This is a genomic window from Streptomyces sp. NPDC051315, assembly GCF_044455165.1.
Lineage (GTDB): Bacteria > Actinomycetota > Actinomycetes > Streptomycetales > Streptomycetaceae > Streptomyces.
This window is the reverse complement of sequence record NZ_JBITEN010000008.1, coordinates 140,151-152,701: the sequence shown is the minus strand read 5'-3', so window position 1 is coordinate 152,701 and position 12,551 is coordinate 140,151. Positions and strand designations below refer to the sequence as shown.

Genomic DNA, 12,551 nt, shown 5'->3' with positions numbered 1-12,551 from the left:
AGTGGTCCAACAGGAGAATCCGATGGGATTCAGCGGATAGGCTTCTCAATCATGGAACTGCGCCATCTCCAGCACTTCGTCGCGGTCGCCGAGGACCAGCACTTCACCCGGGCCGCCGAACGCCTGATGGTCTCCCAGTCGGGCCTGTCGGCGTCGATCCGGGCCCTGGAGCGCGAACTGCGGGCGCCGCTGTTCGTACGGACGACCCGCCGGGTGACGCTGACGGAGGCCGGCCGGGCGCTGCTGGCGGAGGCCGAGCGGATCCTGGCGCAGGTGCGGGCGGCCCACGAGGCGGTGGCCGCCGTGCAGGGCGTGGTGCGGGGCACGCTCGCGGTGGGCACGGAACAGTGCATCGCGGGAGTGCACGTGGCGGGGCTGCTGGCCGCCTTCCGGCGGCGGCACCCGGACGTGGAGATCCGGCTCCGGCAGTCCGGGTCGGGCGCGCTCGCCGAGGAGGTGGCGGCCGGGCGCCTCGACCTGGCTTTCGCCTACCGCACCCAGGCGGACAGCGACCAGCTGCGGTCCGCGCCGCTGGCCGGTGAGCCGATGTACGTGCTGTGCCACCCCGACCACCGCCTGGCCGGCGCCGCGGCGCTCACCCCGGCGGACGTGGCCGACGAGGTGTTCGTCGACTTCCACCCGGACTGGGGCCCGCGCCGGGCCACCGACGCCGCCTTCGCCGCCGCGGGCGCCCGCCGCACGGTGGCGCTGGAGGTCAACGACGTGCACAGTCTGCTGGACCTGGTGGGCGAGAACCTCGGCATCGCGGTCGTGCCGCGCCACTTCCGGCACAAGCGGGAGTCGCTCACCGCGCTGCCCCTCAAGGACACGGGCGAGGTGGCGTACGAGACGGTCGCCCTGCTGCCGCCGCCGCAGGCCACCAGCCCGGCGGCCCGGGCGCTGATGGCGTTGCTGGACACGGGGGCCGGGTAAGGGTCCGGCCAAGAAGCGGCGCCCGGACGGCGCGTGCGCCATGGTGGACCTATGCACGCGAAGGACATCCTCATCGACGGGTACAACCGCATCCAGGAAGAAGTCCACGCCGCCGTCGGAGGCCTGGACCCCGACGACCTCAACGCCCGCCCCACCGCCGAGACCAACTCCATCGCCTGGCTGGTCTGGCACCTCACCCGGGTCCAGGACGACCATGTCGCGGACGCCTTCGGGCTCGACCAGGTGTGGCTGTCCCAGGACTGGGAGAAGCGGTTCGGCCTGGACCTGCCGCGCCGTGACACCGGATACGGGCACAGCGCGGCGAAGGTCGCCAGGGTCCAGGTCTCCGAGGGCGACCTGCTGACCGGCTACCACGACGCCGTCCACGCGCAGACCCTTCAGGCGCTGCGCGGGCTGACGGCGGCGGAGCTGGAGCGCATCGTGGACGAGCGCTGGGATCCGCCGGTCACTCTGGGCGTACGGCTGGTCAGCGTCCTGTCCGACGATCTCCAGCACGTCGGACAGGCCGCCTATGTGCGCGGGCTGCTTCAGAGCGCGGCCGCGTAACCCGGCAGGACGACGTCCTCGATGAGGGCCCTGCGCTCGTCGAACGGGATGAACGCGCTCTTCAGGGCGTTCACGGTGACGGTGCGCAGGTCCTCGACCGTCCAGCCCGCCTCCTCCACCAGCAGGGACATCTCACGGGTCATCGTCGTGCCGGAGACCAGCCGGTTGTCGGTGTTGAGGGTGACCCGGAAGCCGAGGTCCTTCAGCGCGGTGATCGGGTGCTCGGCGATGGAGGTGGCGGCGCCGGTCTGGAGGTTGGAGGTCGGGCACATCTCCAGGGCGACGCGGCGGTCGCGGACCCAGCCCGCCAGGCGGCCCAGCTTGCCGTCGACGATGTCGTCCGTGATGCGCACGCCGTGGCCGATGCGCTGGGCGCCGCACACCTGGAGCGCCTGGTGGATGCTGGGCAGGCCGTGGGCCTCACCGGCGTGGATGGTGAACGGCACGTTCTCGTGGCGCAGGTACTCGAAGGCGTCCAGGTGGTCGGCGGGCGGGAAGCCGTCCTCGGCGCCGGCGATGTCGAACCCGACGACACCCGCGTCCCGGAAGGCGACCGCGAGGTCGGCGGTGGCCCGGGTGCGGTCGAACATGCGCATGCCGCAGAGCAGGGTGCCGACGCGGACGGGGGTGCCGGCCGCGGCCGCCTTCGCCATGCCGGCGGCGAGGCCCTCCTGGACCGTCTCGACGACCTCGGCCAGGGTCAGCCCGCCGTTCAGCATCAGCTCGGGGGCGTAGCGCACCTCGCCGTAGACCACGCCGTCCGCCGCCAGGTCGAGGACGTACTCCTCGGCGGTGCGCAGCAGGCCCTCGCGGCTCTGCATGACGGCGAGGGTGTGTTCGAAGGTGGCTATGTAACGGACCAGGTCACCGGAGTTGGCGGCCTCGAAGTACCAGGCGGCCAGCTCCTCGGGGTCGGTGGTGGGCAGGGTGTGGCCGATCGCGTCCGCGAGCTCGACGACGGTGGCGGGGCGCAGGCCGCCGTCGAGGTGGTCGTGCAGGACGGCCTTGGGGAGCCGGCGGAGGGTGTCGGTGTCGATGCGGGGCGCGGTCATGAGCGGTTGTTCTCTGGCTTTCTCTGGGGCTTCTGTGGCAGCTGGGGGCAGGGGAGCAGGATCAGCGCTGGGCGGGCTGGAGCAGGTCCCAGCGGTTGCCGTACAGGTCCTGGAAGACGGCGACGGAGCCGTACGCCTCGTGGCGGGGCTCCTCCAGGAAGGTCACGCCGGCGGCGACCATCCGGGCGTGGTCACGGGCGAAGTCCTCGGTGTGCAGGAAGAACCCGACCCGGCCACCGGTCTGGTCGCCGACCCGGGCGCGCTGCGCGTCGCCCACGGCGCGGGCGAGGAGCAGTCCGGTGCCGTCCTGGTGGACGTCCGGGCGCACCACGACCCAGCGCGAGCCGTCGGGGCGCGGCTCGTCCTCGACGAGGCGGAAGCCGAGGGCGTCGGTGTAGAAGCGGATCGCCTCGTCGTAGTCGTCGACAAGGAGGGTGACCAGGGCGATACGGGTCATCGGGACCTTCCGGGAGTCTGATTAGCGGGAGAGGTTATACGTAAAACCTGACGGACGCCAGTCGCCCCGCGGCGGGCGGCACGGAGGAGCGACCGTCGCCACAAGCCCCACCTGGGACAGGCGACTGAGAATCCGTTGGATCGTGCTCATGAGCGAGGCCCGTACAGGGCTCTTGAGGTGCCGTTCAGCCGAACGCGCGGTCGGCCCGGCAGGGGCAGGGTCCGGCCCGCCGGCGGACCGGACCAGGGCCCGAGACCGAGGCGCGGGTGGGTCTCCGGCCCGAGGCGGCGTGGGGCGCCGGCGGCTAGCGTCGCCGCCATGGAGATCACCGAGCCGCCTCGCGGCCCCGAGCAGCGCAAGCGGGACGTACTGGACCGGCTGGAGGAGGAGCTCGACGTCTGGGTCGCCACGGCGGACCCGGCCGGGGTGCCGTACCTCGTCGCCCTGTGGTTCGTCTGGGACGGCGCGCACCTGTGGCTGTCGACCCGGCTCACCAACCCCACGGGCCGCAATCTGCGGGACGGGCGGCGGGTGCGGCTGGCGTTCGGCGCCACCCGGGACGTCGTCCTGATCGACGGCGAGGCGGAGACCTTCACGGCGCGGGGGGTGCCGGCGGAGGCGGCCGAGGCGTTCCTCGCGAGGACGGGGTGGGATCCCCGCGAGGAACGCGCGCCCTACGGCTACTTCAGGGTGCGGCCCCGTGAGGTGCAGGCGTGGCGGGAGGTGCACGAGATGCCGGGGCGGCACGTCATGCGGGACGGAGCGTGGGTCGTCTGACGGCCCGCTCCCCCGTGCTCGCTCAACCGCCCTGCCGCTGCGCGCCGTTGAGTCTCGCCGGCTCCTCGCCCCGGGCCGGAGCGCGCCCGCCGCCACGTTCTCGACGAGGTGGTGGGGGTGCCCGGACCGGGAATGGCCAGGACGTGCGGGCCCGGGCCGGGCCCCAGGCGAGTCTCAGCTGGGCGGGACTGCCGCCGTGGGCACGGGCCACCGCCAGGACCTCCTCGTCGTGGGCGCGCCCCGCGCCCCTCCCTCTCCCGCTATGGCGGAGAACGGCACGAAGGCGATTCCCTTCTCGTCGCAGGCGCGCAGGAGTTCCTCGGTCGCGCGCGGGCGGTCGTCCAGGCCGCAAGCGGTTCCGGACGCTCACCGCGGGGCGACGGCCAGGGCCTCGGTGAGGTGGCGGGGTTCGACGTCGGAGATGCCGGGGTGGCGGACGAGGCCTGCCTCGCGCAGCTCGGCGAGGGCGCCGAGGTGCTCGGCGCCCGAGTCCTGGCGCATACGGCGCAGGTACACGAGGTCAGAGGTGGTCGCGGCCGAGCCGGCGCAGGCTCTCCCCGACGTGGCCGCGCGGGTCCTCGGGGCCGGCCGAGGTGCCCCGCTGAACCGCGTGGTCGCGGGACGGGCCGACCTCGGTGGCGATGAGCAGGTCGTCCGGGTACGGGAACAGCGCACTGTTGATGGGTTCGTCGGCGGAGCGGAGGGAGGAGAAGTGGAAGGCCGCCGTGTCGGTGTGGTTGACGCCGAGGTCGCGCGCCTTGCGCAGGACGGCGATCGACCGGTCACGGTCGCTCGGTGTCCCGGGGTGGAAGGCGGCGCTGCCCGTCGGCCGCATCGCGCCGAAGCCGACGCGGCCGACGGTCAGGTCGCCGAGTCTCCAGGTGCCCGCGGCGTCCGCGGTGATCCCTTCGGAGGTCATGGCGGAGTTCGGTCAGGCGTGCGGTGGTCAGCAGTAGAGATTGCCGCCCGGCGCCACACCGAGGATCTGCGTGAACTGCTGGTACTTGGTGACGCGGCTCTGCACCTGTGCGGGGTTCTTGCCGTCGCACTCCAGGGAGCCGTTGATGGAGCGGATCGTCTGGCCGAAGCCGGCGCCGTTGACCATGGCGTTGTGCGGGGTCATGGTGCCGGGACCGGACTGGGTGTTCCAGTACCACAGGGCCGTCTTCCAGGCGATGGCGGCGTCGTTCTGCACCAGCCACGGGTTGTTCAGCAGGTCGATGCCGAGCGCGTCGCCCGCGGCCTTGTAGTTGAAGTTCCAGCTGAGCTGGATGGGGCCGCGTCCGTAGTAGGCGGCCTGACCGGCCGGGCAGCCGTACGGCTGGCTCCAGTCGCAGTAGTGCGGGTAGTTGGCGGTGTTCTGTTCGACGACGTGCACCAGTCCGCCGGTCTCGTGGCTGACGTTGGCGAGGAAGGCGGCGGCCTCCTGCTTCTTCACCGTGTCACCGCCGGTGGTGGCGAAGCCGGGGTAGGCGGCGAGCGCGGCGGTGAGACCGCTGTAGGTGTAGAAGCCGTTCCGGTTCGGGAACATCTGGTTGAACTGGGCCTCGGTCACCACGAAACTGCCGACGGGCGTCCCGGAGCCGCTGTCGCAGGCGTACGGCTCCCAGTACCAGGTGCTGATGGTCGGGTCGTAGCCCGGATTGTCGTGCTCGGCGATGTAGGCCTTGCCGTCGGTGTAGCGCACGATGTCGCCGGCGCGGTACGCCTTGCCGGCGACCCAGCTCGGATAGCTGGAGCACGCGGCGGCGGACGCCGGGGTGGACGGCAGGAGGACCGGTACCGCGCCGGCGAGGACGAACGCGGTCAGGACAGCGGAGATGCGGCGCCTCGACACGGGATCAACTCCTTCGCGGGGCACGGCCGCTCACCGCAGGGGCAGGGCGGAGCACCAGCCCTGGGCACACGGGGCGGAGGAACCGGCTTCGGTGCGGCGGGCGGCCGTGGTGGGGGTGTGGAGGCACACTCAACCGCTTTGGTCTGTACCAGTCAAGGGTGTAGACCAGTGAACCCGCCCCGGATACCGTCGGCTTGTCCTCGTGCCCTCCTCCCCGAACGGCACACCCGGATCGACACCGCGCGTCGCGGCACCGGAAGAATCGTCCCCATGACCGCACCGCACCCCCTCGTCACCAGCGCCCGCCGCCTGGCCGACGAGCTGCTGGCCCCACACGCCGAACGCGTCGACCAGGAGGGCGTGCCGGTGAGCCACCTCACCGAGATCCGGCGCTCGGGTCTGCTGGGGGCGAACGCGCCGAAGGAGTACGGCGGGTCGGCGGCCCCCGCCGCGGTGGTGCGGGAGACGGCGGAGATCCTGGCCGGAGCGTGCTGTTCGACGTGGTTCGTGCAGACGCAGCACCACACCCCGGTGCTGACGCTGGCCAGGAGCGAGGCTCCGGTGCGCGACCGCCTGCTGGCCCCGCTGGCGCGCGGCGAACTGCTGTCCGGGGTGGCCTACGCCCACCTGCGGGCGTACCCGCGCACACCCGTCCGGGTGAGCCGGGAGCGGGGCGGCCGGCGCTTCGAGGGGACGGTGCCCTGGTACACCGGGTGGGGCCTGAACGACGTCATGCTCCTCGCCGGGGTCACCGACGCCGGCGAGGCGCTGTTCGCCTTCGCGGACGCCCGGGAGCAGCCGGGTCTGCGCGCGTCGGAGCCGATGCGGCTGGCTGCCCTCACCGCGTCCAGGACGGTGTCCCTGGAGCTGGACGGCCTCTGGTTGCCCGAGGAGTCGGTGGTCCTCCGGACACCGTACGAGCAGTGGGCGGCGACGGACCACCCGAAGACGGTGAACGCCGGCCCGGCGCTCTTCGGCATCACGGAGTCGGCCCTGGCCCTGCTGGACGAGGACACGGCGGCTCCCCTGCGCGCCCGCCTGGCCGAGGTGCGCGGCCGGGCCTACGCCCTCGCCGATCACCCGGTGCCGCACGAGTACGCGGAGGAGAGGCTGGCCCTGAGGACACAGGCGTACGAGGTGCTGCTGACGGCCACCACGGCGGCGGTGGTGGCGGGGGGCGGACGCTCGATGCTGCTGTCGAGCAGGGCCCAACGCCTGGCGAGGGAGGCCCTGTTCCTCCTGGTCCAGGGCCAGACACCCGCGTCACGGACGGCACACCTGAACGCCCTGGCCGGCGGCTTGCCGTAAGAAGCGCGGGCCATGTGCCGGGGTGCGGCTCCACCGCTCGGCCCGGCTGGACCCACTCGGCCCCTCAGCCCACTGGGCCCCCTCGCCCACTCGGTCCCCTCGGCCCGCTCGACCCACTCAGCCGCTCGCCCCGCTCAGCCCTTCGAACGGCACCCCCACCGGCGCTGCCCGATCGGCCGCCGGGTGCCGCCACAGGCCCCGCGCGGCGAGCCGCGGCAGCACGCCCTCCCCGAACCAGTACGCCTCCTCCAGATGCGGATAGCCCGACAGCACGAACTCCTCGATGCCCAGCGCCGCGTACTCCTCGATCCGCTCGGCGACCTCCTCGTGGCTCCCCGCCAACGCCGTCCCCGCACCGCCGCGCACCAGCCCGATGCCCGCCCACAGGTTGGGATGGATCTCCAGCCCGTCCCGGCTGCCGCCGTGCAGCGCGAGCATCCGCCGCTGCCCCTCGGACTCGCTGCGGGCCAGTCCGGCCTGCACGGACCGCACGGTCTGCGGGTCGAACCCGTCGAGCAGCCGGTTCGCCTCCGCCCACGCCTGCTCGGAGGTGTCCCGGGTGATGACGTGCAGCCGGATGCCGAACCGCAGGGCGCGCCCGTGCTGCGCCGCCAGCCCCCTGATCCAGGCGATCTTCTCGGCGACCTGGGCGGGCGGCTCGCCCCAGGTGAGGTAGACGTCGACGTGCCGGGCGGCGATCGCGCCGGCGACGGGCGAGGAGCCCCCGAAGTACACCTCGGGGACCGGATCGGGCAGCCGGGCCAGTCGCGCGTCCTCGACCCGGAGGTGCTCGCCCTTCAGGTCGACGGTCTCGCCCTCCCACAACGCCCGTACGACCTCGAGGAATTCGCCGGTACGGCGGTAGCGGTCGTCCTTGTCGAGGAAGTCGCCGTAGGCCCGCTGCTCGTGGCTCTCACCGCCGGTGACGACGTTGAGCAGCAGCCGTCCGCCGGTCTGCCGCTGGAAGGTGGAGGCCATCTGCGCGGCGAGCGTGGGCGAGAGGAAGCCGGGCCGGAAGGCGACCAGGAACTTCAGCCGCTCGGTGTTCTGGCTGACCATCGCGGTGGTCAGCCACGCGTCCTCGCACCAGGCCCCGGTCGGGGTGAGCGCGCCCACGAAGCCCAGGTCCTCCGCGGCGCGGGCGATCTGGCTCAGGTAGGCGACCGTGGGCGGCCGGTCCCGTCCCGAGGCGGTGACGGGCGCGCCGTGGCCGCCGCCGACGACGTGGCGGCTGTCGCCGTTGGTGGGCAGGAACCAGTGGAAGGTGAGGGACACGTGGGGTCTCCGATCAGAGGGGTCACGGGAGGAGGCCGTGGCGGGGCGGACAGCCCCCGTGGGGCACGTGACGGCCGACGTGCTGGATCCTCCGGTGCCGCCGGCGGTCACCAGCGCGGACGTGGGTCGCCTCAGCTCGCCGTGGCCAGGTACGGCGTACGCCCCAGGGCGCGCGAGAACCGGTCGACGACCTGAGTGAGCGCCTCGGTGGCGGCCGGGGCGACGGTGATCGAGCCGTCGTCGTGGGCGGTGATGTCCTTGTCGAGGGTGAACCAGCCCTGCACGATGTGGGCGGCGCCCATGGAGGTGAGGACGGGCCGCAGCGCGTAGTCGATGGCGAGGACGTGGGCGACCGATCCGCCGGTGGCGAGCGGCAGCACGGTCTTCCCGGTGAGCGCGTACTGCGGGAGCAGATCGAGGAGCGCCTTGAGGACTCCCGAGTACGACGCCTTGTAGACGGGGGTGCCCACGACGACTCCGTCGGCGCGCGCGAACAGCTCGGTGGCCTCGACGATCGCGGGGTGGCGGAAGTCCGCGCCGAGCAGGGCCTCGGCCGGGATCGTACGCACGTCGAGCGGGATCACCTCGTGGCCCTGGGCGATGAGCCGCTGGTCGAGGTGGCGCAGCAGACGGCCGGTGCGGGAGGAGGCGGAGGGGCTGCCGGAGACGGACAGGACGGTGGCCATGGGTCCTCTTTCGGGGAGTCCGGGGCGCCCGTGCGGGGCGGGCGCCCCGGTGGGAGCGGTCAGGTGCCGAAGACCGATCGCGCGGGCACCGCGGACACGCGGAACCCTGGAATCGGGACGTTTCTCGGGCACACCGAATTCACGGGGGATTGCCGACGCGCTCGGGAGGCGCCGGAGAAAGAAGAAAGGAAGAAGACGCACACGACCGCCCCGGCAAAGGCGGATGCGGTTCTCGGTGCGGAAAAGGGCGCGGCGGATCCGCGGACGGGATCAGGCCGTGGCGCGACGGGCGCAACAGGAGGCGCTGGAGACACGCGCGAGGTCGACATGGCGTCGCCGCGTGAGGTCCAGTCGCGTCTTCATGGCGTCGATCGTGGCAGCCACCGGCCGGGACCGTCAAGGAAATCCCGGCCGGTCTCGTATCGCGGACCCCCGCATTTCACGTCAGTACGCGGGAAAGTCTTCAAGGCGCTTGAAATGCGCGCGTGTTGTTCCGGCGTGCGGTCGGAAACGGCGGGAATGCCGGTGGCGGTCACCCCGTTCGGTTTTCGCGTGGGCCGCGAGGAACTGCCTTCCGTACGGCCCACGTCGAACACGAGACCGTGGGGGAACGGGACCGTCGCCGTCAGGTGTGCCGGCCTTCGCCGCCGGTCCCGATGCCGTCAGTCCTCCTCGCCCGCCGGCACCACGACGAGGAAGGCGTCGGACTCCAGGTCCATCACGACGGTCGCGGGCTCACCCTCCGCCCGCCGTCGTGCCGCGCATTCCTCCGCCGGCCACGATCCGCGCGGAGCTCCCGCAGGAAACCGCTCCAACACCTTCGCGCCCATAGCGGCAGACACCTCCCGTCTCGAAACGGACAACTCCCTCGTCATGCGCCTGCCCCGGATCGGCGCGAGCATGTTCACGTGCGCGCGGCCCGGTCCTCACCGGCCGTGGCACCACCGCGGCTGAGCCGTCCCGGCCACCACGCCCGCCGTCCGATGTCCCGCACGAGGGCGGGCACCAGCAGCGAGCGCACCACGAGGGTGTCCAGCAGCACGCCGAAGGCGACGATGAAGGCGATCTGGGCGAGGAAGGCCAGCGGGATCACGCCGAGCGCGGCGAAGGTGGCCGCCAGCACCACGCCGGCGGAGGTGATGACGCCGCCGGTGGTGACCAGGCCGCGCAGGACGCCCTCGCGCACGCCGTGCCGCAGGGACTCCTCGCGGACCCGGGACATGAGGAAGATGTTGTAGTCGACGCCCAGCGCCACGAGGAAGACGAAGCCGTACAGCGGCACCGACGGATCGGTGCCGGTGAAGCCGAACACGTGCCGGAAGACGAGGCTCGAAACGCCCAGGGTGGCGAGGAAGTTGAGGGCGACGGTGACCACGAGCAGGGCGGGCATCAGCAGGGAGCGCAGGAGCACGGTCAGGATGAGGAAGATGATCGCGAGGACGACCGGCACGATCAGGGTGCGGTCCCGTTCCGCCGTGCGCAGGGTGTCGTACTGCTGGGCGGTGTAGCCGCCGACCAGGGCGTCCGCGCCGGGCACCGCGTGCAGGTCGGTGCGCAGCCGCGCCACGGTGTCCTTGGCGGCGTCACTGTCGGCCGCCGCGGTCAGGGTGACGTCGACGCGGACCCTGCCGTCGACGACGAGCGGCTCTCCGCCGGGCCGCCCGGACGCCGCCACGGGCGCCGCGGAGGCGACGCCCGCGGTCTTCTGGGCCGTCGCCACCACCCGCTCCGCCCGGTCGGCGTCGGCGATGACCACCGTCGGGTTGCCGGAGCCGCCGGGGAAGTGCCGGGCGAGCGTCCGCTGCGCGGTCACGGACGGGGCGTCGTCGACGAAGGTCTCGTCGAGCGGCACGCCCCGGGAGGTGAGGGTGGGTGCGAACGCGGCGCAGGCGAGCAGCGCGGCCAGCGACACCGCCCACACCGCGCGGGGCGCGCGGTCGACCACGTCGGCGATCCGACGCCAGACACCCGCTCCGCCGGTGCCCCGGCCGGCCGGACGGGGTTTCGCGGGCCAGTACGCGGCGCGGCCCAGGAGGACCAGGACGGCGGGGAGGAAGGTGAGGGTGCTGACGACGGCGGCGGCGATGCCGATGGCCCCGACCGGCCCCAGGGCACGGTTGTTGGTCAGGTCGCTGAGCAGCAGGGCGAGCAGCCCCAGGGCGACCGTCGCGGCGCTGGCCACGATGGCGCCCCAGGACTGCCGCAGCGCGGCCCGGGCGGCCGCGAACCGGTCCGCGCGCGAGGTGAGTTCCTCGCGGAAGCGGGCGGTGAGCAGCAGGGCGTAGTCGGTGGCCGCGCCGATCACCAGGATGGAGAGGATGCCCTGGACCTGTCCGTCGACACGGACCACGTCGTGGTCGGCGAGGACGTAGACGACGGTGCAGGCGAGACCGAGGGCGAAGACCGCGCCGAGGATGATCACGAGGGGGAGCAGCAGGCTTCGGTAGACGAGCAGCAGGATGACGAGGACGGTGACCAGGGCGACGGCGAGCAGCAGGCCGTCGATGCCGGCGAAGGCGTCGGACAGGTCCGCCTGGCTGGCGGCCGGGCCGGCCAGGTGGACCGTGGTGCCGGGGACGCGTTCGGCGGTGGCGCGGATGTGGTCGAGGGCCGGGGCGAGGTCGTCGCCGAGGTCGGGGCGCAGGGGCACCACGCCTTGGAGGGCCTTCCCGTCCTCGGAGAGCAGCGCGGGCGAGGCCCGGCCGGTGACACCGGGGGCGTCGGCGAGGGCGGCGAGCGCCCGGTCGGCGGCCGCGCGCCGGTCCCGCAGGGCGGTGTCCCGGTCACCGGTCCACACGACGATCGCGGGCAGCGTCTCGTCCTGGCGGAAGGCCCGCTGGGCGGCGATGACCTCGGTCGACTCGGCACTGCGCGGCAGGAAGGCGGCCTGGTCGTTGGTGGCGACCTCGCCCAGGCGTCCGGCGTAGGGGCCGAGGACGCCGCCGACGCCGAGCCATACGGCGACGAGGAGGAGGGGGACGAGCCAGCGGGCGCGTCGAGGGGTGACGGACATCGTTCTCCAAGCGGACGGCAAGTATCTCGATCGAAAACAATCTCAATGATTGAGTTAGTTTGCGGATGAGATCGTAGACGGTGCCCGTTCTTCCGCCGGAGGCCGGTCCCCGGATGCGCGGGGACGGCGCGTGGTCAGCGGACGGGGGGCGTGATCGCCGAGAGCTCCTCGCCCATCGCCGCGAGGAAGCGCAGCACCACCGCCAGCTCGTCCTCGCTGAAACGGGACCGGGCGGCCTCGGTCGCCTCGGCCAGCGGCCGGAAGTAGGTGCGGGCGGCCGAGCGGGCGTCGGAGGCGTAGTACAGGTGGACCACCCGGCGGTCGGCGCTCTCGCGGACCCGGCGGATGTGTCCCGCGCGTTCCAGCCGGTCCACGCAGGCGGTGACGGCACCGGAGGTCAGCCCGAGGTGTTCGCGCAGGCGGGTGGGGGTCATCGGCTCGTCGGCGTCGAGGATCGCGGCGAGTGCCTGGACGTCCGTGGCGTGCAGTCCGTGGTCGGCGGCGAAGCCGTGCACCAGCCGGTTGATCTCCCCGTTCATCCGGCGCAGCCGGACGGCGAAGGCGTGCAGGTCGGTCGGTGCCCCGGACGCGTCGGGCCGGTCTCCCCCGGCGCGGTGCTCACGGTCGTTCGCTGTGGCCACGCGAT

13 protein-coding genes and 1 pseudogene are annotated in these 12,551 nt (G+C 73.0%); 4 read left to right on the top strand and 10 right to left on the bottom strand.

What is annotated here, in order from left to right:
* The first annotated feature begins 51 nt into the window (after positions 1-51).
* Both ACIBBD_RS17400 and ACIBBD_RS17395 read left to right on the top strand, forming a co-directional pair.
* Complete coding sequence (locus ACIBBD_RS17400) at positions 52-933, top strand: LysR family transcriptional regulator (RefSeq protein WP_399420268.1); 882 nt, start codon at positions 52-54, stop codon at positions 931-933.
* A 51-nt stretch (positions 934-984) separates the two neighbouring features.
* Positions 985-1,500: a DinB family protein gene (locus ACIBBD_RS17395; protein ID WP_399420267.1), complete on the top strand. Its 516-nt coding sequence runs from the start codon at positions 985-987 to the stop codon at positions 1,498-1,500.
* Here the strand turns inward: ACIBBD_RS17395 and ACIBBD_RS17390 are convergent.
* Positions 1,482-2,552 (bottom strand): adenosine deaminase, encoded by a 1,071-nt coding sequence (locus ACIBBD_RS17390; protein ID WP_399420266.1) that lies wholly within the window; start codon positions 2,550-2,552, stop codon positions 1,482-1,484. The two genes, ACIBBD_RS17395 and ACIBBD_RS17390, sit on opposite strands and share 19 nt — an antisense overlap.
* Positions 2,553-2,613: 61 nt before the next feature.
* Entirely contained in the window at positions 2,614-3,009 is a 396-nt protein-coding gene (locus tag ACIBBD_RS17385) for a VOC family protein (RefSeq protein WP_399420265.1), read from the bottom strand.
* A 318-nt stretch (positions 3,010-3,327) separates the two neighbouring features.
* On the opposite strand from ACIBBD_RS17385, the gene ACIBBD_RS17380 reads away from it, so the two are divergent.
* Entirely contained in the window at positions 3,328-3,786 is a 459-nt protein-coding gene (locus ACIBBD_RS17380; protein ID WP_399420264.1) for a pyridoxamine 5'-phosphate oxidase family protein, read from the top strand.
* Positions 3,787-3,861: 75 nt separating this feature from the next.
* On the opposite strand, the pseudogene ACIBBD_RS17375 reads toward ACIBBD_RS17380, so the two are convergent.
* Positions 3,862-4,705, bottom strand: a pseudogene (locus tag ACIBBD_RS17375) (aldo/keto reductase); the annotation flags it as partial.
* Positions 4,706-4,732: 27 nt separating this feature from the next.
* Positions 4,733-5,623 carry a glycoside hydrolase family 19 protein gene (locus ACIBBD_RS17370; RefSeq protein ID WP_399420263.1) on the bottom strand — a complete coding sequence of 297 codons (891 nt, stop codon included), beginning with the start codon at positions 5,621-5,623 and terminating at the stop codon, positions 4,733-4,735.
* 270 nt (positions 5,624-5,893) lie between these two features.
* Between ACIBBD_RS17370 and ACIBBD_RS17365 the strand changes: the two genes are divergently transcribed.
* Positions 5,894-6,931: an acyl-CoA dehydrogenase family protein gene (locus tag ACIBBD_RS17365; RefSeq protein WP_399420262.1), complete on the top strand. Its 1,038-nt coding sequence runs from the start codon at positions 5,894-5,896 to the stop codon at positions 6,929-6,931.
* A 117-nt stretch (positions 6,932-7,048) separates the two neighbouring features.
* On the opposite strand, the gene ACIBBD_RS17360 is transcribed toward ACIBBD_RS17365, so the two are convergent.
* From ACIBBD_RS17360 to ACIBBD_RS17335, 6 genes are all read right to left on the bottom strand, one after another.
* On the bottom strand, positions 7,049-8,206 hold the full coding sequence (locus ACIBBD_RS17360; RefSeq protein WP_399420261.1) for an LLM class flavin-dependent oxidoreductase: 1,158 nt from the start codon (positions 8,204-8,206) through the stop codon (positions 7,049-7,051).
* 131 nt (positions 8,207-8,337) lie between these two features.
* A complete protein-coding gene (gene ssuE / locus ACIBBD_RS17355; RefSeq protein ID WP_399420260.1) occupies positions 8,338-8,892 on the bottom strand; it encodes an NADPH-dependent FMN reductase in 555 nt (184 codons plus the stop codon).
* Between the two features lie 270 nt (positions 8,893-9,162).
* A complete protein-coding gene (locus ACIBBD_RS17350) occupies positions 9,163-9,255 on the bottom strand; it encodes a putative leader peptide (RefSeq protein ID WP_399420259.1) in 93 nt (30 codons plus the stop codon).
* 299 nt (positions 9,256-9,554) lie between these two features.
* Positions 9,555-9,722, bottom strand: a complete 168-nt coding sequence (locus tag ACIBBD_RS17345) for a hypothetical protein (protein ID WP_399420258.1) — start codon at positions 9,720-9,722, stop codon at positions 9,555-9,557.
* A gap of 74 nt (positions 9,723-9,796) precedes the next feature.
* Entirely contained in the window at positions 9,797-11,905 is a 2,109-nt protein-coding gene (locus ACIBBD_RS17340; protein ID WP_399420257.1) for an MMPL family transporter, read from the bottom strand.
* Positions 11,906-12,039: 134 nt separating this feature from the next.
* Positions 12,040-12,546 (bottom strand): MarR family winged helix-turn-helix transcriptional regulator, encoded by a 507-nt coding sequence (locus ACIBBD_RS17335; RefSeq protein WP_399420256.1) that lies wholly within the window; start codon positions 12,544-12,546, stop codon positions 12,040-12,042.
* Positions 12,547-12,551: the final 5 nt, after the last annotated feature.